Raw genomic sequence first — 25,811 nt, 5'->3', positions numbered from 1 at the left:
CGGGCGGCCGTGAGATCGGCGGCCACCGAGGCTTCGTTGCCCTCGACGGCGGCACGCAGCACGCGCAGCTCATCGAGCTTCTCGATGGCGAAGGCGAGCCACGACTTCAGTTCGGTGTGGAGCTTCGTCTCGGCCGCGAGGCTGAACGGCACATGCAGCAACGAGCACGACGGCGCGATCCACAGCTCGCCCTGGTGCTTCTCCGCCACGGGCCTGAGCTTGCCCAGCGCCACATCGACGTCGGTGCGCCAGATGTTGCGGCCGTCGACCACGCCGACCGACAGCACCTTGTGCGCCGGCAGCCAGTCGGCCACGCCGGTCAGCTCCTGCGGCGCACGCACGGCATCGACGTGCAGGCCGGCCACGGGCAGCTGGCAGGCCAGGCGCAGGTTCTCGGACAGCGGCGAGAAGTAGCTCGCCAGCAGCAGCTTCGGCGCGTTGCGCGCGATCTGCCAGTACACGCGTTCGAAGGCATTGCGCCAGTCCTCGGGCAGGTCGAGGCCCAGGATCGGCTCGTCGATCTGCACCCATTCCACGCCCTGCTGCTTGAGCCGGCCGAGCACCTGCTCGTACACGGGCAGCAGCGATTCGAGCAGCGAGAAGCGGTCGAACCCCGCCGCCTTTTCCTTGCCCAAGTACAGGAAGCTCAGCGGCCCGAGCAGCACGGCCTTGACCGCGTGGCCGGCCTGCTGCGCCTGCGCGACCTCGTCGAACAGCCGCGTCGATGCCAGCCTGAACTGCGTGGCCGCATCGAACTCGGGCACGAGGTAGTGGTAGTTGGTGTCGAACCACTTCGTCATCTCGAGCGCGAAGGTGCCTTCGGCGCCGTGGGTGCAGCTCTCGTCGTGCACGTGGCCCGCTTCGTCTTCCACGCCGCGCGCCATCTTGAAGTAGCGCGACAGCTCGGGCTCGTCGCCGCTGAAGCCGAAGCGCGCCGGCTCGCAGCCCAGCAGCTGGATGTGGTTGGCCACGTGGTCATAGAAGGCGAAGTCGCCCACGGTCACGAAGTCGAGCCCCGCGTCGCGCTGCGCCTGCCAGTGGCGCGCGCGCAGCGCCTCGCCGACGGCTTCGAGCGCGGCGTGGCCGGTTTCGCCGCGCCAGTGCTTCTCGAGGGCGAACTTGAGTTCCCGGTGGGCGCCCATGCGCGGAAAGCCGAGGATGTGGGTACGGGTGGTCATTGCAGGTAATCCGGTCGCTGGTCTTGGAAACCGGTGATGGTCGGCGTTTGGCGCATATGATTCAAACGAAACCTTTTGCCAGTTCGCTTGAATCATTTTCATGATGCAGTCCATCCTCGAGATCCGCCACCTGCGCACGCTGGCCGCGTTGCGCGACACCGGCAGCCTGGTGCGCGCGGCGCAGCTGCTCAACCTCACGCAGTCGGCGCTGTCGCACCAGATCAAGCTGCTCGAAGAGCGCTACGGCGCGCAGCTGTTCGAGCGCAAGTCGGTGCCGCCGCAGTTCAGCACCACTGGGCTGCGGTTGTTGCAGCTGGCCGACACCGCGCTGCCGCTCGTCGAAGAGGCCGAGCGCGACGTGGCGCGGCTCGCGCTGGGGCGCAGCGGGCAACTGCGCATCGTGGTCGAGTGCCACACCTGCTTCGACTGGCTGATGCCCGCGATGGACGCCTTCCGCCAGCGCTGGCCCGAGATCGAGCTGGACATCGTCTCGGGCTTCCACCCCGACCCGATCGCGCTGGTGATGCAGAACCGCGCCGAGGTGGCGATCGTCTCCGAGGAAGACCCCGATGAAACGGTCGACTACCACGCGCTGTTCCGCTTCGAGATCGTCGCGCTGCTGGCCAACGACCATGCGCTGACGGCCAAGCCCCACCTCACGGCCCGGCACTTCGCCGACCAGACGCTCATCACCTACCCCGTGCCCGACGAGATGCTCGACATCGTGCGCCAGGTGCTGGCGCCCGCCGGCGTCGAGCCCGCGCACCGGCGCACGACCGAGCTCACGGTGGCGATGCTGCAGCTGGTGGCCAGCGGGCGCGGCGTGGCCACGCTGCCGCTGTGGGCGGTGCAGAATTACCTCGACCGCGGCTACGTCACGGCGCGCCGCGTGGGCGCCCGGGGCCTGACGGGGCGGCTGTACATGGCCTGCACGCAGGCGACGTCGGCGCGGCCCTGGCTGGACGACTTCGTGCGCGTCACGCGCGAGAGCTGCTTCAAGAGCCTGCCGGGGATCGAATTGCTGTGAGCCCGAGGGCGGGAGGATCACGTCCGAATCCGGCCAGTGCGTGGTGGTGCACGGCCTGAAGATCGACCACCACCACGGATCGCCCCATGACATCGCCGAACACGCCCGACTCCCCCGCCGCGCCACGCCCCCGCTTCTTCCACGGCTGGCTCGTGGTCGCCGGCGCCTTCGCCGTCATGTTCGTGGGCTTCGGCTGCGCCTACACCTTCAGCGCCTTCCTCGATGCATTGCAGCGCGACTTCGGCGCCTCGCGCGGCGAGGTGTCGCTGGTGTTCTCGCTCGCGGGCTTCCTGTACTTCGGGCTCGGCGTGTTCAGCGGCCCGCTCGCCGACCGCTGGGGCGCGCGGCGGCTCGCCGTCGCGGGCATGGTGCTGGTCGGCCTCGGGCTGGTGCTCGCGGGGCAGGCGCGCAGCCTGACGCAGATCTTCTGGGCCTACGGGCTCGGGGTGGGTCTCGGCGTGGGGGCCTCCTACGTGCCCGTGCTCGGCGCGGTGCAGCGCTGGTTCGTGCGCCAGCGCGGCTTCGCCTCGGGGCTCGCCGTGAGCGGCATCGGCGTGGGCACGCTGGCCATGCCGCCGCTGGCCTCGTGGTTCATCGACACGCTGGGCTGGCGCGACGCCTACCTGGCGCTCGGCATGCTCGCGGCCGTGGTGGGCGTGGGCATGGCGCTGCTGGTCGAGAACGACCCGCGCGCACGCGGCCTCGGGCCCGATGGCGATCCGCCGCAGGCGCAAGCTTCCACCGCGCTGCCGCCCGGCGCCTCGGTGCGCGAGGCGGTCGGCTCAGGCCGTTTCGCGGGGCTGTACGCGGCCTGCCTCATCAGCTCGTTCGGTTTGTTCGTGCCCTTCGTGCACCTGGTGCCCTACGCGCTCGACCACGGCGTGGCCGCGTCGTCGGCGGTGCTGCTGCTCGGCGCGATCGGCGTGGGCAGCACGGCGGGTCGTTTCTTCCTGGGCGGGCTGGCCGACCGCATGGGCCGGGACCATGCGCTGCCGCTGATGTCGGCGGGCATGGCACTGTCGCTGGTGGTGTGGGCCGTGTCGGGCGGGTTCTGGGGGCTGGCCCTGTTCGCCTTTGCCTACGGCGTGTTCTACGGCGGCTTCGTCGCGCTGCTGCCCGCGCTGGTGATGGACTGGTTCGGCGGGCGCCACATCGGCGCGATCATCGGCATCCTGTACACCAGCGTGGCCATCGGCACGCTGATCGGCCCGAGCGCCGCGGGCTTCGCCTTCGACCTCACGCGCAGCTACCTGCTGCCGATCCTCGTGGCGATCGGCGCCAACCTCGTGGCGGCCGGCCTGCTGCTCGCGATGGCGCGGCGCGGCCGGCGCGCCGTTCAGCCGGCCTTCTGAACCAGCTTCAGCACGCTCGAGAAATCGAGCGCGCCGTGGCCCGCGAGGCTGTGTGCCGCGTACAGGCTGCGTGCCAGGCCGCCCAGCGGCGTGGCCGCGCGCACGGCGGTGGCGTTTTCCTGCGCCAGGCCCAGGTCCTTGAGCATCAGGTCGGTGCCGAAGCCGCCAGCGTAGTTCTTCGAGGCCGGTGCCGCTTCCATCACGCCGGGCACGGGGTTGTACTTCTCGAGCGCCCAGTTGCCGCCCGAGCTGCGGCGCATGATTTCGGACAGCACCTTCGGGTCGAGCCCGTTGGCAACGCCCAGCGCGAGCGCTTCCGAGGTGCCGATCATCAGGATGCCGAGCAGCATGTTGTTGCAGATCTTCGCGGTCTGCCCGGCACCTGCCGCGCCGGCGTGGAAGATGTTGGCGCCCATCTTCTCGAGCACGGGGCGCGCGCGCTCCAGGTCTTGGGTGTCGCCGCCGACCATGAAGGTCAGCGTGCCGGCAATGGCGCCGCCGGTGCCGCCCGACACGGGCGCATCGATCATCGCCACGCCCTTGGCGGCGGCCGCTTCTGCGACCTTGCGCGACGTGGCGGCGGCGATGGTGCTGCTGTCGATCACGAGCGTGCCGGCCTGGATGCTGTCGAGCAGGCCGGGCTTGCCGGCGCCGCCGAGGAACAGGCCCTCGACGTGCGCGCTGGCGGGCAGCATGCTGATCACCACCTCGGCGCCGGCCACGGTCTCGGCCGCCGACTTCGCGATCGGCAGGCCTTCGGCAGCGAACTTCTTGCAGGCTTCGGCCGAGAGGTCGAAGGCGCTGAGCGTGTGGCCTGCCTTGTGCAGGTTCAGGGCCATCGGGCCGCCCATGTTGCCCAGGCCGATGAATGCGATCTTCATGTGTCTTGTCTCCGTTGTTCTGTGCAGGGAATGGGGCCGGTCAGGTCAGCGAGGCCAGTTCCGCCGGCATCTCGCCGCGCGGACGCAGGTGGTCTTCGACGAAGGCCGGCGTGATCTCTTCGAGCGTGGCGGGGTTCCAGCGCGGGTTGCGGTCCTTGTCGACCAGCACGGCGCGGATGCCTTCGGCGAAATCCTTGTTCGCGCAAAAGCCCAGCGAGGCCCAGTACTCGAGGCGGAACACCTCGGCCAGCGACATGCGCGGCACGCGCTGCCAGAGCTCGAAGCTCAGCGCGATGGAGCTCGGCGCGCCCTTGGTGAAGGTCTTCGATGCGGTCTGCAGCCAGGCGTCGTCGCTTTGCACGTTGCGCAGGCGCTTGGCGATGTCGAGCAGGTCGTCGCCGGCCATCAGCGCGTTGATGGTGTCGTAGTGCTCGCGCACCTTCGAGGCGGGCATTTCGGCGCCCTCGCCCGCCTGGGCCAGGATGCGCGACAGCGTGGCGCGGTCGGCCTTGGCGTCGCCGCCGGCCCACTGCGTGGACGCGATGGCCTCGATCACCGCACCCTTGCGCTCGTGCGGCACCAGCACGTCGGCCAGGCCGCAGAAGATGGTGTCGTGCGCGTTGATGTTGGCGGCCGTGAGCGCCAGGAACAGGCCCGTGCGGCCCGGCGTGCGGCGCAGGAACCAGCTGCCGCCCACGTCGGGGTACAGGCCGATGTTGATCTCGGGCATGGCGATGCGGCTTTGCAGCGTCATCACGCGGTGCGAGGCGCCCGCCAGCAGGCCCACGCCGCCGCCCATCACGATGCCGTGGCCCCAGCACAGGAAGGGCTTGGGGAAGGTGTGGATCAGGTGGTCGAGCTCGTACTCCTCGCGGAAGAAGTCTTCGGCGTAGGTGTTGCGCGCGGGGCCGCAGTCGAGCAGCGTCTGGTACAGCTGGCGCAGGTCGCCGCCGGCGCAGAAGGCCTTCTCGCCCGCCGCGTCGAGCAGCACGCCGACGATGCCGGCGTCGGCCGCCCACTCGCGCAGCTTGGGCGTGAGCAGGCGCACCATGTCCACGGACAGCGCGTTGAGCGAAGCCGGCGCATTGAGCGTGGCCACGGCAAAACGCTGGCCGCCGGCGGTCTTGATTTCGTTGAAGAGAACTACGTTGTCGGTCATTGTTTTCAGGTCCTGGATGCGGCGCGTTCAGCGGATATCGCTGTCGCCTTCCAGCAATTTTCGCGCAACGATGACGCGCATGATTTCGTTGGTGCCTTCGAGGATCTGGTGCACGCGCGTGTCGCGCACCAGGCGCTCGAGCGGGAACTCGCTCAGGTAGCCGTAGCCGCCGTGCAGCTGCAGCGCGTCGTTGCAGACGTTGAAGCCCGCATCGGTCGCGAAGCGCTTGGCCATCGCGCAATAGGTGCTCGCGTCCGCATGGCCCGCGTCGAGCTTGCTGGCGGCCAGCCGCACCATCTGCCGCGCGGCCACCAGCTCGGTCGCCATGTCGGCCAGCTTGAACTGCAGCGCCTGGAAGCTCGCGATCGGCTTGCCGAACTGCTGGCGCTCGTGCAGGTAGCGGCGCGCCGCGTCGAGCGCGCCCTGCGCCGCGCCCACCGAGCAGGTCGCGATGTTGATGCGCCCGCCATCGAGGCCCTTCATGGCGATGCGAAAGCCCTCGCCTTCCTTGCCCAGCAGGTTCTGCGCCGGCACGCGCACGTTGTCGAAGTTGATGGTGCGCGTGGGCTGGCTGTTCCAGCCCATCTTGTGCTCCTTTTTGCCGTAGCTCACGCCCGGCGCGTCGGCCGGCACCGCGAAGGCCGAGATGCCGCTGGCGCCCGCGCCGCCCGTGCGGGCCATGAGCACCAGCACGTCGGTCGAGCCGGCGCCGGAGATGAAGGCCTTGCCGCCATTGATGACGTACTCGGCGCCCTGCAGTTCGGCGCGCGTCTTCAGCGACCCCGCGTCGGAGCCCGCGCCCGGTTCGGTCAGGCAGTACGACGCCAGCTTGCGCCCGCTCGTGAGGTCTTCGCCCCACTGCTGCGCCACTGCGTCGGTCGCCCAGGTGCCGAGCATCCACGTCGCCATGTTGTGGATCGTGATGAAGGCCGTGGTCGACGGATCGACCGCGGCCATTTCCTCGAACACCAGCGCCGAGTCGAGCCGCGGCAGGCCCAGGCCGCCGATGCGCTCGGGCGCGTACAGGCCGCAAAAGCCCAGTTCGCCGGCCTTGGCGATGGCCTCGCGCGGAAAGACAGCCTCGGCGTCCCACTGCGCGGCGTGCGGTGCGAACTCGGCCTGCGCGAAATCGCGCGCGGTCTGCGCAAAGGCGTTCTGTTCTTCGGACAGTTCGAAATTCATGGTTGACGACCCTTCCAGAGGTCCAGTTCGGCGGTGCGTTTGCGGGTCGATTTTTCCAGGCACGCGTTGAACACCAGCGGCCAGATCGAGCCGCCTTCGTTCGCCTTCGCGGCCCGCTTGCACCCCGGGTCGCGGCCCTTGAGCCAGGCCCGCTGCTCGGTGCGCAGCGCGACGCGCATCTGCGGCGAGAGCGTCTTCATCACCTCGCCGTAGCGGATGTTGAGCTCGGCGTCGGCCGCGCGGAAATCGCGCAGCGCGCAGTCGTTCATCTGCTGCTGGTTGCCGTTGGGGTTGCAGTCGACCGGCTCGTCGGAGCCGGCCGCCTGCGCCCCGCCGGCCAGCAGGGCAAGCGCCGCCGTGGCGGCCCAGGCTGCGACGCGAAGCCCCTGCCTCACTTGAGGCTGATGGTGGTGTTGACGCCCTGGCTCACGGTGCTGTCGTCGAACCAGCGTGCCGTCACGGTCTTGGTCTGCGTGTAGAACATGATGACCTGCTTGCCGTACGGGCCCAGGTCGCCGAGCTTCGAAGCGCGCGAACCGGTGAACGAGAACATCGGGACCGGCACCGGGATCGGCACGTTGATGCCGACCTGGCCCACGTCGATGTCTTCCTGGAAGCGGCGCGCCGCGGCGCCCGACTGCGTGAAGATCGCCGTGCCGTTGCCGTTCGGGTTGCTGTTGATCAGCTCGATGGCTTCGTCGATGGTCTCGGCGTCGGCGATGCACAGCACGGGGCCGAACACTTCCTGTTCGTAGATCGTCATGCTGGGCTTCACGCCGGTGAAGATCGTCGGGCCGACGAAGTTGCCCTTCTCGTAGCCGGGCACAGTGGGCTTGCGGCCGTCGAGCACCAGCTTGGCGCCGTCGGCTTCGCCGCGTTCGATGAGGCTGTTCACGCGGTCGTACGCTGCGCACGACACCAGTGGGCCCACGTCCACGCCCTTTTCAGTGCCCGCGCCGATCTTCAGCGTCTTGGCCTTCTCGATGAGCTCGGGCACCCAGTTGCGCGCCTCGCCCACCAGCACCGCGACCGACACGGCCATGCAGCGCTGGCCCGCCGCGCCGAAGCTCGCGCCGGCCAGTGCGTTGAGCGTCTGCTCCTTGTTGGCGTCGGGCATCACGATGGCGTGGTTCTTCGCGCCCATCATGCATTGCGCGCGCTTGCCGGCCAGCGTGGCGCGGTTGTAGACGTGCGTGCCGACCTTGGTCGAGCCGACGAAGCTGATCGCCTTGATGTCCTTGTGGTCGCAGATGCCGTTGACGACGGCTTCGCCGCCGTGCACCACGTTCAGCACGCCGGGCGGCACGCCGGCTTCGAGCGCCAGTTCGCACAGGCGCATCGTGACCATCGGGTCCTGCTCGGAGGGCTTGAGCACGAAGGTGTTGCCGGTGACGATGGCCATCGGGAACATCCACAGCGGGATCATCGCGGGGAAGTTGAACGGCGTGATGCCGGCGCACACGCCCAGCGGCTGCAGCAGCGTGTAGGTGTCGACGCCGTTGGCCACGTTGTTGGCCAGCTCGCCCAGTTGCAGGTTGCCGATGTTCGAGGCGTGCTCGACCACTTCGAGGCCGCGGAACACGTCGCCTTCGGCGTCGGGCAGCGTCTTGCCCTGCTCGGCCGTGAGGATCGCGGCCAGCTCGCCCATGTTCTCGCGGATGAGCTGCTGCAGCTTCAGGAAGATGCGGGCGCGCGCGCCCAGGGGCGTCTTGCGCCAGGTCTTGAAGGCTTCCTTGGCGGAGGCCACGGCGGCGTCGAGTTCGGCTTGCGTGGCGAAGGGCACGCGGGCCAGCACCTGCTGCGTGGCCGGGTTGACGACGTCGCGCCATTCGGTGGTCTTCGATTCGACGAACTTGCCGCCGATGAGCAGCTTGACGGTGGCGACCTGGGTCGAGGGGGTGGTGGTGGCGTCCATGGGGGTTTGTCTCCTGTGAATACGGGACCGGTTCGAACCGGTGCAGCCTGCATCCTAGCTTTGCAGATTTGCCATGACAATAGACAAATATGCGTCATCGCTTTGCAAAAATGCAAAGCACCGCACGCCACCCCGCACGAGGCCGCACGCACATGGACTGGGACAACCTGCGCTACTTTCTCGAACTCGCCCGCTCGGGCACGCTGATGAGCGCGGCGCGCCGGCTGGAGGTCGACCACACCACCGTCGCGCGGCGCATCCAGGCGCTCGAAAAGGAGGTGGGCGCGCCCCTCTTTTCGCGCGAGGCCGGCGGCCATCGGCTCACCGAGGCGGGCCGCCGGTTGCAGCCGCAGGTCGAGGCGATGGAGAGCGCCTTCCAGGCCGTGGAAAGCACCGCGCCAGCCTCGCAGGAAGGCTTGTCGGGGCTGGTGCGCATCGGTGCCACCGAGGGCTTCGGCACCGTGGTGCTGGCGCCGCAGCTGGCGCTGTTCGCGGTGCAGCACCCGAAGCTCACCATCGACCTGCTCGCGATGCCGCGGCTGGTGCACCTGTCGCGGCGCGAGGCCGACATCGTGATCTCGCTCGAGCGGCCGGCACGCGGACCGGTGGTGGTGACCAAGCTCACCGACTACACGCTGCGGCTTTACGCATCCAAGCAGTACCTGGCCGCGCACAAGCCCATCAAGACACGCGAAGACCTGCGCGGCCACACCTTCATCAGCTACGTGGACGACCTGCTGTTCAGCAAGGAACTGCAGTACCTCGATGAACTGCACCGCCCCGACAGCTTCGCGCTGCGCAGCACCAGCGTGCTGGCGCAGCACCGGGCGGTGGCGGCGGGCGCGGGGATTGCGGTGCTGCCGGCGTTCATCGCGCAGGACGACCGTGCGCTCAAGCCGGTGCTGCCGGACGCGGCGAACTTCACGCGGACCTTCTGGATGTCGATGCCTGCGGAAACGAAGCACCTGGCGCGCATGCAGACGGTGTGGGAATTTCTGCGCGCGACGGCCACGGCGCAACAGCAGGTGCTGTTGCCTGACAGCGCGGCGAACGCCAGGTGACCGGCTCGCGCGCTCAGGAAAACAGGCGCTTCAGGAACCCAGGCTTGGCCGCTGGTGCAGCAGCCTTTTCCAGCAGTTCGATCAACCCTTCCACACGCGGCTTCTTGAGCCGGCGCGCGTAGTCGATGTAGCTCTCTTCCTCGTCCATGCGATAGAACTGGGGCGGCATCGGCAGTTGGCCCGGCAGCGCCGCCAGCAGCACGCGCAGCGCGTCCAGCTGGTTCATGCGGATGGCGCTCATGATCGCGGTCTCGCCGAGCGAGGGAATGATCTCGTTGGGCTGCGCGAGCCCGCCGTCGAGCAGCGGCTGGATCGCCACCGCATCACCCTGGACCGCCGCCGCACCCAACGCCTCCAGCGCCGCCAGTTTCTCGGGCGAAAGGCTGGCCACATAAGCGTCGCTGCGCTTGTCGTCCTCGTCGCGCGCGTCGCCGCCCTGCATGACCATGAAGTCGGTCACGAGCGCCACGGGCTCGCCTGCCGCATCGAGCGCCCAGAAGCTCGGGTAGCTGCCGTCGCCCCAGCCGGCGCTGAAGATCAGCACGTTGTTCGCGCTGCCAGCGCCCAGCGGGTAATGGTCGGCGATGTCGGCCGAAGCGAGGTCGGCGCCGAGCACATCGTCGTAGTAGCTGACGTACTCGGGATTGGTGGCGGACTCGCGCGCCTCGCGCTCCGCCATGGCCTTGGCGCCGTCGACGTCCATGAAGCAGCCGACGCCGGCATCGACCGGGTGGCCGTAGAACTCATCGCTGCCGAGTTCATCCTGCGACTGCCCTTCGAGCAGCGCCGCTTCCCATTGCAGATCGCTCGCCTGCAGGCCGCCGCGTTCACGCAGCCACAGCACGGCCAGCGCATGGCGGCCGCCGCCTTGCAGCACCTCGACGGGGAATGCGCCCCGCCCGCTCACGCTGCGAACGAAAGGCTCGCGCTCGGGTTGCACCAGGGGATCGCAGGCCACGATGCGGCCGCTCGTGATGTTCAGGGCCCCGCAAGGCTGGCGCTGCAGATGCCGTGCGCGCAGCGCCTCGTCGTCAAGAAAAATGCTCTGGAGGTTGTCGATGTCTAGGTAAGCCATGCGCCCAGTTTCTCATCCCCCGGCAGTGGCGGGCCACACCGGCGGATGGCTGGCCGGCGGCATCGACGGCTGCGGCCAGGCGGCCGGCGTGCGCGAGAGCTGCGCGCTGTGGCGCACCGCCGCCAGTTCGCCGAAGCCCGAGGCGGAGGTCTCGACGTACGGCGCGACATCGGCCCGCGCGATCGACAGCCCGCCGTCCACGCGGCCCAGCCCGCGCAGCCACTGGCCCGTCTGCGCCAGCGACACCTGCACATGCCAGCTGCCGCCCTCCTGCTGTTGGCGCCACAACGCGGCCGCGGCACCGAGGGCGATCAGGTAGCCGCTGGCTTCGTCGAGGATCTGCATCGGCATCGGGCGCGGCTTGCCGTCGCCCGCGGCCTCGCCCTCGGCATGGTTGAAGCCCATGGCGGTCTGCACCAGCGAATCGAAGCCGCGCCGATCGGCCCACGGCCCCTGCGTGCCATAGGCCGTGAGCGAGACGCAGACGATGCCCGGCCGCTCGCGCGCCAGCGCCTCGGGGCCAAAGCCCAGCGCCGCGATGCCGCCGGGGCGGTAGCCCTGCACGAAGACATGCGCGTCGGCGACGAGGCCGTGCAGCACAGCGCGGCCTTCATCAGTGCACAGGTCGACGTGGGCCGAGAGCTTGCCGCGGCTGGTGTCGGCGATGGATTCGATGTTCGGCAGGTTCGGCGAATTGACCAGCATCACGTCGGCGCCATAGGCCGCCAGCGCCCGGCCGCCGACCGGTCCCGCGAGGATGCGCGTGAGGTCGAGCACGCGCAGGCCTTCGAGCGGGCGCTGGTCGCCCTGCAGCGGCGGCAGCGCGCGCGGCGGTGCATCGCCGATGCGCTCGATGGTGAAGAGCGGCTGCGCCGCCACCGCCTGCCCGTGCGGCGAGGCGTCCCATTCGTCGAAGCGGCGCAGTGCGGTCGCCACCAGGCCTTGCGCGGCGGCGGCCGTTTCGAAATCGACCGCGCGCCAGCCGGCCATCGCGGCCTCGGCGTCGGCGCGCGTGGCGTTGGCCGGGTCCAGCTTCATGAGGCACAGCGCGCCTTCGCGGTGGTGCTTGAAGTTGGCGTGGATGCGCACCCAGCCGTCGGCACAGCGGTACACGCCCGAGAAGGTGTCCCACAAATCGGGCACGCGGCCGTCGAGGCTGAACCAGCCCGTGCAGTCGAGCGCGGCGTGCAGCGTGTCGACCGCCACCTCTTGCCGCGCCACGCCGCGCCGGTGTCCCAGCTCGCAGGCCGCGAGCGCTGCGGCGGCGATGCTGGCCTGCGCCGCGAGGCCGACCGCGAAGGACGACGGCAGCACCGGGTCGGCGCCCGTGAGCCGCGCGAAAGCCAGCGCCTCGGCGGGCAGCCCCGCCAGTTGCCAGAGACCGGCCAGGACTTCTTCACTCGTTGCCATGCGTCGCCCCTTCAGGGAAGGAAAAAAGAAATGAAAAAGGCAGGGTCCGCTTGCGCGGCCCTGCCCTTGTTGCTGTCGTTGCGTTCGCGACCTTGTGCGGGTTGCTTACTGGATCAGCTTCGCACCGGTCTTGGCCTGCAGCGCGTCGAAGCTCACGCCCGGCGCCAGCTCGATCACCTTGAGGCCTTCGGGCACGACGTCCATCACGGCCAGGTCGGTGATGATGCGGTCGACCACGCCCACGCCGGTCAGCGGCAGCGAGCATTGCTCGAGGATCTTCAGGTCTTCGGTGCCGTCCTTCTTCTTGGCCACGTGTTCCATCAGCACGATCACGCGCTTCACGCCGGCCACGAGGTCCATGGCGCCGCCCATGCCCTTGACCATCTTGCCGGGGATCATCCAGTTGGCGAGGTCGCCCTTGGCGCTGACCTGCATGGCGCCCAGGATCGACAGGTTGATCTTGCCGCCGCGGATCATCGCGAAGCTGTCATGGCTGCCGAAGATGGCCGAGCCGGGCAGCGTGGTGACGGTCTGCTTGCCGGCATTGATGAGGTCGGCGTCGACGTTGTCTTCGGTCGGGAACGGGCCGATGCCGAGCATGCCGTTTTCGCTTTGCAGCCAGACTTCCTTGGTGCCGGTGTGGTTGGCCACCAGGGTCGGAATGCCGATGCCGAGGTTGACGTAGAAGCCGTCTTCGAGTTCTTGAGCGGCACGGGCCGCCATCTGGTCTTGGGTCCAGGGCATCTCAGGCTCCTTCTTTCTTGTTGACGGCCTTCACGGCCGATTCGCTGCCGGCGGCGGCGGCCTGGGCGATGGCGGTCTGGGCCTCGACCTTGGCGGCGGCGGCATCGACCGAGGCGCTCACGGTGCGCTTCTCGATGCGCTTTTCGGGCGTGGCGTTGAGCACCAGGCGGTGCACGTAGATGCCCGGCAGGTGGATGTCGTCGGGGGCCAGTTCGCCCACTTCGACGATCTTCTCGACCTCGACGATGCAGACCTTGCCGGCCATGGCGGCGGCGGGGTTGAAATTGCGTGCCGTGAGGCGAAAGCGCAGGTTGCCGGCCTTGTCGGCCACGTCGGCCTTGACCAGTGCCACGTCGGGCACCAGCGAGTGCTCCATGACGTAGGTCTCGCCGCCGAACTCGCGCAGTTCCTTGCCTTCGGCCACTTGCGTGCCCACGCCGGTCTTCGTGAAGAAGGCCGGAATGCCGGCGCCGCCGGCGCGCAGCTTCTCGGCCAGCGTGCCCTGGGGCGTGAATTCGAGGGCCAGTTCACCGGCCAGGTACTGGCGCTCGAACTCCTTGTTCTCGCCCACGTACGACGCGATCATCTTCTTGATCTGGCGCGTCTCGAGCAGCTTGCCGAGGCCGAAACCGTCGACGCCCGCGTTGTTCGAGATGACGGTGAGGTTCTGCACGCCGGAATCCTTCAGCGCGTCGATCAGCGCTTCGGGAATGCCGCACAGGCCGAAGCCGCCGACCGCGAGCGTCTGCCCGTCGGCCACGACCCCCTTGAGTGCCGCGTCTGCGGAGGGATAAATCTTGTTCACTCGGGCTCCTTGATGGGTGGTGGAGAGTGGGTGGGAAAGGCTTCAACGATACTACCTACTCGTATACGTAGTATTTCGTAATGGTGACACCCGATGCCCGAGATCGATTACCGACTGGCTTTTGAACATGCACCCGTCGGCATGGTGGTCTCGAGCAACCGCACCATCGTCGCCTGCAACCAGCGTGTGTGCGAAATTTTCGGCGCGGAGCCCTCCGCGCTGGTCGGGCATTCGTTCAGCATCCTGTACCCGAGCGTGGCCGAGTTCGAGCGCATCGGCAAGCGCATGGAGCCCTTTCTGAACGCCAGCGGCCACTACGCCGACAACCGCATGATGAAGCGCCTGGGCGGGCTGCACGGCGCGCTGGCCGGCGAGACCTTCTGGTGCCACGTCACCGGCCACGCGATGAACCGCGCGGCGCCGCACGAGGCCGGCATCTGGACCTTCGAAGACCTGGGCTCGCGCCGCGCGGTGAAGGCCGAGCTCACGCCGCGCGAACGCGAGGTAGCGGCGCAGGTGATGCGCGGGCTGACTTCGAAGGAGATCGGGAAGGCGCTGGGCATCAGCCATCGCACCGTTGAATTGCATCGGGCGCGGTTGATGCGCAAGTACGCGGCGGCGACGACTGCGGAGCTGGTGCAGAAGTTGATCGCGGGGTGATTCTTTTCAGGGCGCGTGCACAGGCCACCGGGTACTTCCCTCCGCGAATGTCCCCCGGGCTTCGCCCTCCTCCTTGATTTCGCTGCGGGAAGCACCCAGTGTCCTGCGCACACTGAGCGCGGTCGTGGTGCGGGGCGATCAGCCTGCGTCGCGCGACAGCACCATCTCCATGCGGACCAGGTCCCGCAGCGGGATGCCGTTCTGCTTCGTCGCCTTGCCCCAGCGGCGCACGAAGTAGTCGACGTCGACGCCGACGATCCGAAAGCCGAAGCGCTGGTAGAAGGCCAGCTCGCGCAGACTGCTGTTGCCCGTGCCGACTTCGAGCCGGTGCGCGCCGCGCTGCCTGGCAAGCGCTTTCGCCTTCTTCAGCATCGCGGTGCCGATGCCCTGGCCCTTGTGGGCGTCGGCCACGGCGATGTTCATGATCTCCCAGGTGTCGACGCGCGTGGCCATGAGCACCATCTGGCCGACGACTTCGCTGGCCTGTTCGGCCAGCCATTGCTCGCCGCGCAGCAGGTACTTTTCGATCTCGGGGCGCGGGCCGTCCGCGTCGAACAGGAGCGGCCAGGGCACCGCATCCGCCGGGGCGGCCCTGCGCATCGTCAAGCCCTTCATGTGTGTGTTTCGTGCGTTCCGTTGCATGACCCTATTCTGAGTTCTGAGCAGAAGTTCCCTGCCAGAACCCCCGGATCGTTGCGAAAACGGAAACGCCGTGTCGACAAAACCCATGCGCCATCGCCGGTTGAGAGGCCTATCGTGGAACCCACGCGAACACACCGTTCGCCCCACACAGGAGCAGACACCATGTCCACACCCCTTCATTCGGAAAAGAACCTCCTTCAGCAATCCAGGCTGTCCGTCGCCCAGGCCCGCGCGCTGGCCGGGCACCAGGTGCCCGTGGCGCTCGGCCTCGCGGCGGTGATCCTGTCGGTGCTGGGCGTCAAGCCCTGAGCCTCGCCGGGGGCGTTCACTCCGGCTTGATGTCGGCGCCCTTGATCACCTTCGACCAGGCCGCGAGTTCCTGGTCGACGAACCGGCCCAGCGTGGCCGGGTCCATGTAGGTCGCGAAGGCGCCCTGCTCGTCCACCTTCTTGCGGAAGGCCTCGCTCTCGACGATCTTCTTGATCTCGGCGCTGAGCTTGTTCACCACCTCGGGCGGCGTCTTCGCCGGCGCGAACACCGCGAACCACGACTCGACCTCGTAGCCCGGCAACCCGGCCTCGGCCGAGGTCGGCACGTTCGGCATCGACGCGTGCCGCTTGCTGCCCGTGTACGCCAGCGCCTTGATGCGCCCGCCCGCGAAGTGGCCGATGACCGAGGGCGGCGTGGTGATGAAGATGTCGACATTGCCCGCCACCAGGTCGTTGATGGCCGGCCCCGAGCCCTTGTACGGCACGTGCGTGGCCGGTTGCTTGGTCTGGCGCGACAGCAGCTCGCCGGCGATGTGCTGGATCGAGCCGTTGCCCGACGAGGCGTAGAACAAACCGCCCTCCTTCTTCCTGCCGTACTCGATGAGCTCCTTCATCGAGCTCACCGGCAGCTTGCCGCTCACCGCGACCACGTGCGGCGCGCGCATCACCATCGCCACCGGCACGAAGTCTTTGGTCGGGCTCCAGCGCAGGTTCGGGTACAGCGACGGGTTGCCGACGTGGTAGCCCGAGTACTGCAGCAGCAGCGTGTAGCCGTCGGGCGCGGCGCGGGCCACGAACTCGGTGCCGATGTTGCCGCTGGCGCCGGGCTTGTTGTCGACCACCACCGGCTGGCCTAACGCGCGCTGCAGCGGGTCGGCGACCAGCCGCGCCATGATGTCGGTGGAGCCCGCGGGCGCCGTCGGCACCACGAAGGTCAGGGGTTTCGAAGGCCAGGTGTCGGCCTGCGAGGCGGCGGCGGCCAGCGCGAGGCCGACCGCGAGCAGGCGTTGAGCGGGTTTCATGGGTTTGTCTCCGGTGGTTTTTTGTGGATGTCTTCAGGCTGCGCGCGTCAGGGCGCCAGCTCCGAAATCTCGATGAGATTCAGGTCAGGGTCGCGCACGTAGACCGAGCGGATGCGCGACGTGGCGCCCGTGCGCATCACCGGGCCCTCGAGGATCGGTACGCCCTGCGCTTGCAACCGCACTATGACTTCTTCGAGCGGCACGCTGGCGATGAAGCACAGGTCGAGCGAACCAGGCGTGGGCAGCTCGGCCTTCGGCTCGAACTCGTGGCCCTTCACGTGCAGGTTGATCTTCTGGTGGCCGAAGCGAAAGGCCTTGCGGCCAGCGCCGAAGGTTTCCAGCGTCATGCCCAGCGCCTCGATGTAGAAGCGCACACAGGCTTCTTCGTTGGCGGTCGTGAGCACCAGGTGATCCAGGTGATCGATCATGCGTTCTCCTTCTTGATGGGGCGCGCCTTTGCGCGCTCGACGATGGCGTTGAAATCGGCCGGCGGCGCATGGCGCGTCAGCCGGTGGCCGGCGCGCGAGACCAGGCCGGGCAGCGCGTGCTGCACGAGCGATTCGAGTTCAGCCGCAGCGCCGATCAGGCCATCGAGGTCCATGCCGGTGTCGTAGCCCATGCACTGCAGCATGTGGACCACGTCCTCGGTCGCGACGTTGCCCGTCGCGCCCGGCGCATAGGGGCAGCCGCCGATGCCGCCGAGCGACATGTCGAGCCGGCGGATGCCCTCCTCGACCGCCGCGATGGTGTTCGCCAGCCCCATGCCGCGCGTGTTGTGGAAATGCGCCGTCCATTCCAATGCCGGATGCCGTGCGCGCACGGCCTCACACACGGCCTGCACCTGCGTGGGATAGGCCATGCCGGTGGTGTCGCACAGCGTGAGACCCTGCACGCCCAGCGCCGCGAAGCGGTCGGTCCAGCCCAGCACCGTTGCCAACAGCACCTCGCCCTCCATCGGGCAGCCGAACACGCACGAGAGCGACACGTTCACCGGCACCTTCGCCTGCTTCGCCAGCGCGATCACCTCGGCCAGTTGGGCGAACGACTGCTCGCGCATCATCCGCAGGTTGCTGAGGTTGTGCGTCTCGCTGACGGACATGACGATGTTGAACTCGTCGATGCGGCTTTCGAGCGCGCGCTCGGCGCCGCGCACATTCGGCACGAGCGCGGTGTAGACCACGCCGGGCCGGCGGGCGATGCGCTGCATCACTTCTTCGCCGTCGCGCAGCGCGGGAATGGCCTGGGCCGAAGTGAACGAGGTGACCTCGATCTTGGCGTAGCCGAGCGTGCTCAGCCGGTCGATCAGCGCGACCTTGTCGTCGGTGGGAATGAAGCGGCTTTCCATCTGGAAGCCGTCGCGCGTGGCGACCTCGTTGATGAACAGCCGCGTGCCGTTGCCGGTTTTCATACGGCCTCGCTTTCCACGCCACGCACTGGCCAGCCCGCACCCCGCAGGTCCGCCGTGTGTTCACCCAGGCGCGGCGCCGCGTGCGCGATGCGCCCCGGCGTGGCGCTGAGCTTGGGCACCACGCCCGGCACCTTGAGCAGCGCGCCGTCGGAGCCGCGCGCTTGCACGATCATCTCGCGCGCCAGGTACTGCGGATCGGTCGCGATGTCGGCCACCGTGTAGATGCGCCCCACCGGCACGCCCGCCGCGTCGAGCACGGCCAGCACCTCGTCGCGGCTGCGCTGCAGGGTCCACGCTTCGATGGCGGCGTCGATCTCTTCCACGCGCAGCACGCGGCCGTCGTTGTGCACGAGCCCTGCGTCATTCTCCAGGTCCGCGCGGTCGATGGCGCGCATCAGCCGGCGGAAGATGCTGTCGCCGTTGCCCGCCACCAGCACGTAGTGGCCGTCGTTGCAGCGGTAGGCGTTGGTCGGTGCGATGCCCGGCAAGGCGCTGCCGGCCCGCTCGCGCACGGCACCGAAGGCGTCGTACTCGGGCAGCAGGCTTTCCATCACGTTGAAGACCGACTCGTAGAGCGCCACGTCGATGAACTGGCCCTCGCCGCCGTGCGCCGTGCGGTGGTGCAGCGCCGTGAGCACGCCGATCACGCCATGCAGCGCGGCCAGCGTGTCGCCCAGCGAAACGCCCACGCGCACCGGCACCCGGCCCGGCTCACCGCTGAGGTAGCGCAGCCCGCCCATCGATTCGCCGAGCACGCCGAAGCCCGGCTTGTCGCGGTAGGGGCCGGTCTGCCCGTAGCCCGAGATGCGCAGCATGATGAGCCGCGGGTTCAGCGCATGCAGCTGCTCCCAGCCCAGGCCCCAGCCTTCGAGCGTGCCGGGCTTGAAGTTCTCGATCAGCACGTCCGCTTCGCGCGCCAGGGCGCGCACGGCCTCCTGCCCTTCGGCGCTGCGCAGATCGAGGCACACCGAGCGCTTGTTGCGCGACTGCACCTCCCACCACACCGAGGTGCCATCGCGCAGCAGCCGCCACTTGCGCAGCGGATCGCCGACGCCGGCGGGCTCGACCTTGATCACGTCGGCGCCGAACTCGGCGAGCGTCTTGCCGGCGAACGGGCCGGCGATGAGCTGGCCGAGCTCCAGCACCTTCAGGCCTTCGAGTGCGTTCATCTTTCTCTGTCTCCAGGTGGGTTGCCCCGACTCTAGGAACAGATGGCGATGAACGGAATTGCTCGGATGGCAGCAGGCCTTCGCGAAACGCGAAGACCCGGCGGTGCGCCCTACTTTTTCTTCAGCGTGGACGCTGGCCTGGCAACCACAGGCGGCTCGGCCGGCGTCTTCACCCAGCCGCGCAGCATCACGCCCAGGCAGATGCCGGCCGCGAAGATGAGCCAGTACACCCACGACGGCAGGTTCTCCACGCCGCTGTGCAGGTTCATGCCGAAGGCCGCGCCGATGGCCATGAGCGGAAAGGTCAGTGCAGCGATGGTGTTGAGCTTGTGCTGCGCACGGCTCATCTCGAGGGCCGAGTGCGCCTGCGCCTCGGCCGCTCGTGCAAGCCGGTAGTCGAGCGACATGCGCGTGTCGGCCAGCAGCAGCTCGAAGCCGCGTGCGATCTCCACTGCGAGGTCGCGCTGGTCGATGAGCATCAGGTCGCCCTTGACCGCATCGCGCGCGGCCTGCAGGGTGTCCTGCATGTTCCGCGCGGCGCGGGTGAGCGGGATCAGCGGGCCGAGGATCTGGAACAGGTCTTCCGAGGTCTCCGCGGCCTGGTGGCGGATCTCGAAGGTGCTGAACGCCGCGCGGTAGCTTTCGAGCAGCTTGGCCAGCGCGCGCTCGCCGGGGTTGTTGCCCTTATGCAGCCATGCGCCGTCGGGCTTGCGCAGGAACACGATGGGCTTGCGCTCGGCGCCGGTGCCCGAGGGCGGCTCGTGCAGGATCACCATCAGGTGCTCCTGCTCGTGGATGATGCGCTGCGCGCCGTAGGTGCTGCCGCCCAACCGCTGCTGCATGGCGGCGGGCAGTTCCCAGTCGTAGTCGATTCGTCTTGGCATCAGGGGGCCTGCAGTTCTTTCCACAAGGTGTCGAATTCGTCCGCGAAGCGGCGCACCAGCGGCGGGTCGTTGCTCAGCACCAGGTTCTCCTCGTTGTACTCGCAGGCGCTGCGGGTCCAGTTGTAGCTGCCGTTGAGCAGCCGCGCGCCGTCGAAGATCGCGAACTTGTGGTGCATGTGGGCCTCGGTGCGGTCCACCGCCACCGGAATGCCGGCCGCGCGCAGCTGGCCGACGTCGCTGCCGCGGTCGTATTCCTTGTCGTTGTCGGTGATGCAACGCACCGTCACGCCGCGCCGGTGCGCCGCCAGCACCTCGGCGGTGATGCGGTCGTCCGACAGCGTGAACACGCACAGGTCGACCGCGCGCTTCGCCGTTCGCAGTTGCTGGTTGATCGCCTGCAGGCAGGCCGTGCCGGGGCTGAAGTAGGCCTGCGATCGCACCGTGACGCTGTCGGGCGAACGGCCCGTGTCGATCGCGCGCACCACGCCTTCGAGCCACTTGAGCAGCGACAGCTGCTCGGGGTCGGCGGTGCGCGAGCGCACGAGATCGAAGGCGCGGTTGCGCAGCTGGCGCAGGCCGTCTTCAGGGGGCGAGGCCTCGCGCAGGGTGTGGACCAGCACGCGGCGCTCGTCGTCGCTCAGGCGCGTGTCGGCCAGGGTGGCGTCGAGCTGGGCCAGCAGTTCGGGCAATGCGGACATCAGTGATCCTTGTCGGCTTTGGGCGGAGATGGTGGCGGTGGCACGCGCTTGGGCGCGGCCCGCGTGGCCTGCACCTCGGCGGCGAGGCGCTCCATGTCCTGCTTGATCGAGCGGTCGAGCTCGAGCCGGCGCTCGGTGGCGGTCACCAGCGGCAGGATCAGCTCGCGGTAGGTCACGGCGATCTGCAGCATGGCATCGGCCAGGCGCTGGCTCTCGTTCGGTCCCTCGGCAGCAGGCTTGGGCTCGGGCTTGAGTGCATCGACCGCGCGCGCCACGTCGAGCATGCTGCTCGCGATGCGCTGGCTGCCGTCCACGTCCGCGCCGCCGAGCTTGCGCTGGCGCACGAACTCGTCGCAGATGGCGGTCCAGCGGGCGCTCTCCTCCGGCGTCGGGCTGCCGAGCAACTGGGCCAGGCGCAGCAGGTTTTCTTCCGCGCCGGTGGTCAGCGTCTGTGCTTCGCCGCGGTAGTGGTCGCGCAGCAGTGCGTCGAGCTCGTCGTTGCGCATCAGCGGCGTGATCTTGCCGGCGAGCTTGGTCATGTTGCGGTAGCTGCCCTGCAGCTTGAACGGCGGCGCGACACGGTAGGTCTCCTGCTGCGCGGCCGATTCGATGTATGCGAGGTTCACCTTCAGCAGCAGGTCGCGTGCACGGAACAGCCGCTGCAGCAGCGCCTTGATCTCTTCCAGCTCCACCGAGCTGTAGGCGTGCGAGAGCGCGCTGCTCGGCACGTCGTGGCCCTGCGCCATCTTCACCAGCAGCTGCACGTCCTTCGGGTCGCGCGAGGCCAACGGCATCAGCGTGGGGTTGGAGGTCAGACTGTTCTCGATGTACGAGAGCGCGAACGCCGCCTCGCGGCCCGAGAGCACGTCGCCCAGGTTGTAGATGTCGGCGCGGTTGGCCAGCATGTCCGGGATCTTGAACACGTCGCCCGACTCGGTGTACGGGTTGCCCGCCATCACGATCGCGAAGCGCTTGCCACGCATGTCGTAGCTGCGCGGCTCGCCGTTCCACACGCCCTCGATGCGGCGCGTGCCGTCGGCCAGCGCGATGAACTTCTGCAGAAACTCGGGACTGGTGTGCTGGATGTCGTCCAGGTACAGCATCACGTTGCTGCCCATGGCCAGGCCCAGGTTGAGCTTTTCCAGCTCCTGCCGCGCGGCGCTGTTGGGCGCGTTCACCGGGTCGATGGCCGTGACGCCATGGCCCAGCGCCGGGCAGTTGATGCGCACGAAGATCAGGCCGAGGCGGTCGGCCACGTACTCCATGAGCGTCGTCTTGCCGTAGCCGGGCGGCGAGATCAGCAGCAGCAAACCCATGCGGTCGGTGCGGCTGCCCTCGCCCGCCGAGCCGATCTGCTTGGCGAGGTTGTCGCCGATGATGGGCAGGTACAGCTCGTCGATCAGCTGGTTGCGCACGAAGGTCGAGAGCGGCTTGGCCTGGAACTGGCTGAGCTTGAGCCGCGCCTTCTCGCGTTCGAGCAGCTCGTGGCGCAGGCTGTGCAGCGCCTCGTAGCCCGGCACGGCGTGCATCGTGTGGAACAGGAAGCGGCGCCAGAAGTCGTTGAGGTTCAGCGTCAGGCGCCCTTCGGCGACGCGCGGGTGCTCGCCGCGCAGGCCCTCGACGGTGCGGTCGAGCGCCGCGTTGACGCGGGTGCGCTGCAACGGCATGGCCAGCACGCTGGCCGCGTCGTCGGTCCAGTCGGCCGATTGCGGCGCCTGGTGCGTCGCGTAGGCGCGCACCCAGTCGCGCGCCAGGCGCCAGCGCTCGGCGGGCGGTGCGGCGTCGAGGTCGTGCTGCCACGCATCGCGCCGGCCGCCACGCTCCAGCTCGCGCAGCAACGCCGCCGCGAGGTCCTCGCCCGCGCCCGACACCGCCCAGGTCTCGCCGCCATGCGGACCGGCGAGTTCGCGCACGAGGTACGCGGCGGCCTGGTCGCACAAGGTGGTCACGCGGCCGTCGTGCGCGTCGCGTGTTTCGTCGTTTGCGGTGTCGGCCTGCGGCAGCAGGTCGGGCACCACGTCGCGGGCGAAGTGGTTCAGCGCGCGCGCGATATCGGCTTCGAGCTGCTCCAGCGCATCGCGCCGGCCGAACAGCGCCAGCATCTGCATCGCGGCACGCGCGCGGCGCAGCATCGATTCGCGGTGCGCGATCAGGTGGCCGTGCTGCCAGTAGAGCAAGGCCAGCGCGCGTTCGGTCGGGCCCCAGGCGAGCAGGCCCGCCTGGTCCTGCATGCCGACGAGCGCGCCCAGCAGGCGCATCGCGTCGTCGTCATGGATGCCCTTCTGGTAGCCCTCCTGGTAGCGCGCCGCAGCGAAGCGGCGAACCATGTCGAGCAGCTGCGAATGCAGCGGGTCTTCGGCCAGCAGCGTGAGCACCTCGGCCCACGTGCGCTCGGCCTTGCCGTCGAGCAGCGCCTCCAGCAGCCGGCCCGCGAGGTATTCGGCGCGCGACAGCTCGGGCGTCTCGGACACCAGCGACTGGTCCCAGTAGCGCTGCAGCGGCAGCAGCCGGGGTTCGTCGACCGGGCTCTGGTAGTCGGTGCCCGTCACCTGATAGGCCATGCCCTCGTCGCGGGCCACCAGCGTCAGGTCGACCGGCTGGCGGTGCACGGTGAAGGCGTGGCGGCCCAGGCGCAGCGTGTCGCCGCCCTCGCTCACCAGCTCGCGCTTGTCGCGGATGGAACGCAGCGCCTGGTCGCGCGCGGTCTTCAGGCGCGTGTCGAGTTCGTCGGCCGGCACCGCGGCGCCCAGCGTGCGCAGGTCGGCGATCAGCGTGTGCAGCTTGCCGATCATCGGGTCGGCCGCGAAGTAGCTGTGGACCTGCGTCAGGTCGCCGAACTGCGCGATGCGGCGCGGAATGCCGTCGAGGATGCGCCCTGCCGCGTCGACCACGCCCTGCGCACGGCGCTGGCGGGCGTCGACCAGGCTCTGGCGGCGCGCGGACAGCGCCTCGTACACGGTCTCGCGCTTCTCGGCGATGTCGGCCAGGAAGTCTTCCTGCTCGGCGAAGCGGCCTTCGATTTCCTCGAGTTGGGCCAGCAGGCGCGTGAGCGCGTCGTCGCACTTCTCGGGCGTGTCGGCGAATTCCAGCGCGTTCTCGACCGCCTGGCTGAAGAGCTTGAACTGCGCGCCGAACTCGGCACGCGCCTCGGTCGCGCCCAGCGACTTGCGCCGCGCGCGCGCATCGGCGCGCATGCGGTTGATGTCGGCGTAGATCAGCGAGATGCGGTCGAGGATCGACGTGCGGATCACCGCATCGCCGCCCGGCAGGCTGCCCAGCTGCTCGGTCAGCAGGTCGAGGCCGGCCGCCTGCTCGTCGAGCGTGACCAGCATCTGGCCGAGCGCGGGCGACATGGCCAGGTTGGGCAGTTCGAGCGCGAGCTTGTCCAGCGCCTGGCGCTGGCCGTGGAAGGCCGTGTCGGCCGCCAGGAACTGCATCGCGCGTTCGCCGATGCGCTGCTGCTCGACCTCGAGCGCGGCGTCCATCGCGGCAATACGCGGCAGGTCGGCATAGCGCAGCTCCTTGAGCATCTGCAGCGCGCCGCGCCGCTCGCGCAGCCGGCCCAGCGCCTTCACGAAATCGTCGGGGGCGCGCCAGAGGGTGCTGGCAATGTCGACCAGCAGCGCGTGCTGCTCGTCTTCCGCGCGGGCCAGCGCGCGCGCGGTTTCGCGGCGGATGGTGTCGACCTTTTCGAACTCGGCCAGCGTGCTGCGCGCCACCTCGGCAATGCTGCGCAACTCACCCATGAGGCCGGTGGCCTCGGGCGCGTCGAGCCAGAAGTAGGCGTCGCTCACGCGGGTGCATTGGCGGATCAGGTCTTCGTAGGCGGCGCGCGTGGGCGCCTGCTCGCGCACCGCGCGGGCGATGCCCATGAGGTCGCTCACGCCGCGCACCAGTTCGGCGTTGCCGATCTTGCCGAAGAAGCCGGTGGCGGGCGGCTGCGCGCTCACGTGCTCTTCGCTGGCGAAGGGCGTCTGCCACAGCTGCATCGGGTGCACGCGCGTGGGCTCGACGTCGTCGCCGTTGAACACCAGCATGCGGCCATCGGCAAAGCGCGCGTAGCCGTTGGCGATGATCGGCGTGGCGAGCTTCTTGTCGATCAGGTTGTAGTTGAACAGCGCATAGCGCCCGGGCTTCGGGTCGTAGAACACATAGGCCACGTCCTCGCCGTTGGGCGAGCGCAGCATGCGCTTGAAGCGCAGGTTTTCCACCACCTCGGCCGGCAGGTCGAAGCGCTTGTACTCGCCCGACTGCAGGTAGTAGCCACCCGGAAAGATGATGCCGTGGTCTTCGGGCAGCTGCACGCAGGAACCGCCGATGGCGTCAATGCGCTCGACCTGCTGCGTGCGGATGTTGAACACCAGGTAGCGCGTGACCTGCTCGCGGTAGGGCTTCACGCGCAGCAGGATCAGCATGCCCAGCTTGGCCCAGGCGATCTCGGCGTCGGTGAGCGACTGGCTCTTGTCTTCCACCGGCTCGCTGTAGATGCCCAGGCCGGTCTCGGTGTTGTTCTCGATCTTGACCGTGAGGTCGCCGCCCAGCGTCTCGACGAACACCGTATCGAGCACGTTCACGTGCGGGTGCTTGCCGCCCACGTGGTCTTCGCGCGTGGCGACGGTCCACTCGAAATCGTGGCTCGCGGGCAAGGCGATGTCGCGCTCGCCGCGGTTGTCGATGTAGTGAATGCCGCCGTTGCGCTCGATGGCCCAGCGGAACACGCGCACGTCGTGCAGCTGCTGGCCGATCTGGAACGAGGCGAGCAGCTTGTCCTGCGTCACACGCAGCTGCAGCAGCGTGGCCTGCTTGTAGTAGGCGTAGAGCTCGCGGAAGTCGGAGGTGAAGCGCGCGTCTTCGAGGAAGCTGCCCGCCAGCGGCACGGGCTGCAGCTCGTCGTTCTCGGTGGCGGCTTCGCCCGCCGTCGCGAGCCGGTAGAGGCCGAACACATCGCCCACGGCCGTCTCCTTGCGCAGGCCGATGAAGACGTTGTAGCCGAACAGCAGCAGGTCGCCGATGCGCACGATGTCGCGCGCCACGGCGTTGTTCTCGGTGCGTGCGCGGGTGCGCAAAATCAGCGCCTGGTCGGAGCGGCCGAACTCGGCCAGCCGCTGCTCGTTGAGCGCCTGCGTCTTCTTGAGCAGGCCCTCGCCCTGGGTTTCGAGCCGCTTCTTCAGCAGGTCGTAGCTGCCGCTGCCGGAGACCAGCGCTTCGGTGGGGTCGATGGGGGCCTGGGCGCCGGGCGGCGCTGCGGTGTCGTCGGTGGGTTGCATGGA

22 protein-coding genes and 1 pseudogene are annotated in these 25,811 nt (G+C 68.8%); 5 read left to right on the top strand and 18 right to left on the bottom strand.

The features are described 5' to 3' along the window. Window positions 1-1,178: pseudogene (locus VBO01S_RS16515) on the bottom strand (5-methyltetrahydropteroyltriglutamate--homocysteine S-methyltransferase); the annotation flags it as partial. Window positions 1,179-1,278: 100 nt separating this feature from the next. On the opposite strand from VBO01S_RS16515, the gene VBO01S_RS16510 reads away from it, so the two are divergent. Continuing rightward, the gene (locus tag VBO01S_RS16510; protein ID WP_062476461.1) at window positions 1,279-2,205 is read left to right on the top strand and encodes a LysR family transcriptional regulator; all 927 of its coding nucleotides are present in this window, start codon (window positions 1,279-1,281) and stop codon (window positions 2,203-2,205) included. An 86-nt stretch (window positions 2,206-2,291) separates the two neighbouring features. Beyond that, a complete protein-coding gene (locus VBO01S_RS16505; protein ID WP_062476458.1) occupies window positions 2,292-3,557 on the top strand; it encodes an MFS transporter in 1,266 nt (421 codons plus the stop codon). On the opposite strand, the gene mmsB is transcribed toward VBO01S_RS16505, so the two are convergent. Genes mmsB through VBO01S_RS16480 form a run of 5 tightly spaced genes read right to left on the bottom strand, consistent with a single transcriptional unit; the run spans window position 3,542 to window position 8,694 of the window. After that, window positions 3,542-4,438: a 3-hydroxyisobutyrate dehydrogenase gene (gene mmsB, locus VBO01S_RS16500; RefSeq protein ID WP_062476455.1), complete on the bottom strand. Its 897-nt coding sequence runs from the start codon at window positions 4,436-4,438 to the stop codon at window positions 3,542-3,544. The two genes, VBO01S_RS16505 and mmsB, sit on opposite strands and share 16 nt — an antisense overlap. Before the next feature lie 40 nt (window positions 4,439-4,478). Continuing rightward, window positions 4,479-5,597, bottom strand: coding sequence for an enoyl-CoA hydratase/isomerase family protein (locus tag VBO01S_RS16495; RefSeq protein WP_062476451.1), 1,119 nt, complete (start codon window positions 5,595-5,597; stop codon window positions 4,479-4,481). 27 nt (window positions 5,598-5,624) lie between these two features. Next, entirely contained in the window at window positions 5,625-6,779 is a 1,155-nt protein-coding gene (locus tag VBO01S_RS16490) for an acyl-CoA dehydrogenase family protein (protein ID WP_062476448.1), read from the bottom strand. Then, complete coding sequence (locus VBO01S_RS16485; protein WP_062476446.1) at window positions 6,776-7,174, bottom strand: lysozyme inhibitor LprI family protein; 399 nt, start codon at window positions 7,172-7,174, stop codon at window positions 6,776-6,778. The genes VBO01S_RS16490 and VBO01S_RS16485 overlap by 4 nt, the downstream gene beginning before the upstream one ends. Beyond that, window positions 7,171-8,694 carry a CoA-acylating methylmalonate-semialdehyde dehydrogenase gene (locus tag VBO01S_RS16480; protein ID WP_062476444.1) on the bottom strand — a complete coding sequence of 508 codons (1,524 nt, stop codon included), beginning with the start codon at window positions 8,692-8,694 and terminating at the stop codon, window positions 7,171-7,173. Before VBO01S_RS16480 ends, VBO01S_RS16485 begins: the two co-directional genes overlap by 4 nt. A gap of 152 nt (window positions 8,695-8,846) precedes the next feature. Here VBO01S_RS16480 and VBO01S_RS16475 point away from each other — a divergent pair, with 152 nt between their 5' ends. Beyond that, window positions 8,847-9,755, top strand: coding sequence for a LysR family transcriptional regulator (locus VBO01S_RS16475; protein WP_062476442.1), 909 nt, complete (start codon window positions 8,847-8,849; stop codon window positions 9,753-9,755). A gap of 13 nt (window positions 9,756-9,768) precedes the next feature. Here the strand turns inward: VBO01S_RS16475 and VBO01S_RS16470 are convergent, their stop codons facing one another. The 4 genes from VBO01S_RS16470 to VBO01S_RS16455 form a co-directional block, all read right to left on the bottom strand. Then, window positions 9,769-10,830, bottom strand: a complete 1,062-nt coding sequence (locus tag VBO01S_RS16470; protein WP_062476441.1) for a DUF4241 domain-containing protein — start codon at window positions 10,828-10,830, stop codon at window positions 9,769-9,771. A 12-nt stretch (window positions 10,831-10,842) separates the two neighbouring features. After that, window positions 10,843-12,240 (bottom strand): CoA transferase, encoded by a 1,398-nt coding sequence (locus tag VBO01S_RS16465; RefSeq protein WP_062476438.1) that lies wholly within the window; start codon window positions 12,238-12,240, stop codon window positions 10,843-10,845. A 105-nt stretch (window positions 12,241-12,345) separates the two neighbouring features. Beyond that, window positions 12,346-12,984 (bottom strand): 3-oxoacid CoA-transferase subunit B, encoded by a 639-nt coding sequence (locus VBO01S_RS16460; RefSeq protein ID WP_056573812.1) that lies wholly within the window; start codon window positions 12,982-12,984, stop codon window positions 12,346-12,348. Window position 12,985: 1 nt separating this feature from the next. Beyond that, the gene (locus VBO01S_RS16455) at window positions 12,986-13,789 is read right to left on the bottom strand and encodes a CoA transferase subunit A (RefSeq protein WP_062476435.1); all 804 of its coding nucleotides are present in this window, start codon (window positions 13,787-13,789) and stop codon (window positions 12,986-12,988) included. A gap of 93 nt (window positions 13,790-13,882) precedes the next feature. Here VBO01S_RS16455 and VBO01S_RS16450 point away from each other — a divergent pair, with 93 nt between their 5' ends. Then, entirely contained in the window at window positions 13,883-14,449 is a 567-nt protein-coding gene (locus VBO01S_RS16450; RefSeq protein WP_062476432.1) for a LuxR C-terminal-related transcriptional regulator, read from the top strand. Window positions 14,450-14,587: 138 nt separating this feature from the next. Here the strand turns inward: VBO01S_RS16450 and VBO01S_RS16445 are convergent, their stop codons facing one another. Then, window positions 14,588-15,049: a GNAT family N-acetyltransferase gene (locus tag VBO01S_RS16445; RefSeq protein WP_169805060.1), complete on the bottom strand. Its 462-nt coding sequence runs from the start codon at window positions 15,047-15,049 to the stop codon at window positions 14,588-14,590. A 204-nt stretch (window positions 15,050-15,253) separates the two neighbouring features. Between VBO01S_RS16445 and VBO01S_RS32690 the strand changes: the two genes are divergently transcribed. Then, entirely contained in the window at window positions 15,254-15,400 is a 147-nt protein-coding gene (locus tag VBO01S_RS32690; protein ID WP_169805059.1) for a hypothetical protein, read from the top strand. A gap of 16 nt (window positions 15,401-15,416) precedes the next feature. Here the strand turns inward: VBO01S_RS32690 and VBO01S_RS16440 are convergent, their stop codons facing one another. From VBO01S_RS16440 to VBO01S_RS16410, 7 genes are all read right to left on the bottom strand, one after another. Beyond that, a complete protein-coding gene (locus VBO01S_RS16440; RefSeq protein ID WP_062476426.1) occupies window positions 15,417-16,382 on the bottom strand; it encodes a Bug family tripartite tricarboxylate transporter substrate binding protein in 966 nt (321 codons plus the stop codon). A 47-nt stretch (window positions 16,383-16,429) separates the two neighbouring features. After that, entirely contained in the window at window positions 16,430-16,810 is a 381-nt protein-coding gene (locus VBO01S_RS16435; RefSeq protein ID WP_062476423.1) for a VOC family protein, read from the bottom strand. Continuing rightward, the gene (locus VBO01S_RS16430) at window positions 16,807-17,790 is read right to left on the bottom strand and encodes a hydroxymethylglutaryl-CoA lyase (RefSeq protein ID WP_062476420.1); all 984 of its coding nucleotides are present in this window, start codon (window positions 17,788-17,790) and stop codon (window positions 16,807-16,809) included. Before VBO01S_RS16430 ends, VBO01S_RS16435 begins: the two co-directional genes overlap by 4 nt. After that, window positions 17,787-18,959: a CaiB/BaiF CoA transferase family protein gene (locus tag VBO01S_RS16425; protein ID WP_062476417.1), complete on the bottom strand. Its 1,173-nt coding sequence runs from the start codon at window positions 18,957-18,959 to the stop codon at window positions 17,787-17,789. The genes VBO01S_RS16430 and VBO01S_RS16425 overlap by 4 nt, the downstream gene beginning before the upstream one ends. Window positions 18,960-19,069: 110 nt before the next feature. After that, a complete protein-coding gene (locus VBO01S_RS16420) occupies window positions 19,070-19,843 on the bottom strand; it encodes a magnesium transporter CorA family protein (RefSeq protein WP_062476414.1) in 774 nt (257 codons plus the stop codon). Then, window positions 19,843-20,541: a phospholipase D-like domain-containing protein gene (locus tag VBO01S_RS16415; protein WP_062476410.1), complete on the bottom strand. Its 699-nt coding sequence runs from the start codon at window positions 20,539-20,541 to the stop codon at window positions 19,843-19,845. Before VBO01S_RS16415 ends, VBO01S_RS16420 begins: the two co-directional genes overlap by 1 nt. Continuing rightward, the gene (locus tag VBO01S_RS16410; RefSeq protein ID WP_062476407.1) at window positions 20,541-25,808 is read right to left on the bottom strand and encodes a DNA repair ATPase; all 5,268 of its coding nucleotides are present in this window, start codon (window positions 25,806-25,808) and stop codon (window positions 20,541-20,543) included. Before VBO01S_RS16410 ends, VBO01S_RS16415 begins: the two co-directional genes overlap by 1 nt. Window positions 25,809-25,811 lie beyond the last annotated feature (3 nt).

Source organism: Variovorax boronicumulans NBRC 103145 (assembly GCF_001591345.1).
GTDB classification, from domain to species: domain Bacteria; phylum Pseudomonadota; class Gammaproteobacteria; order Burkholderiales; family Burkholderiaceae_C; genus Variovorax; species Variovorax boronicumulans.
This window is presented reverse-complemented; position numbering and strand designations above follow the sequence as displayed.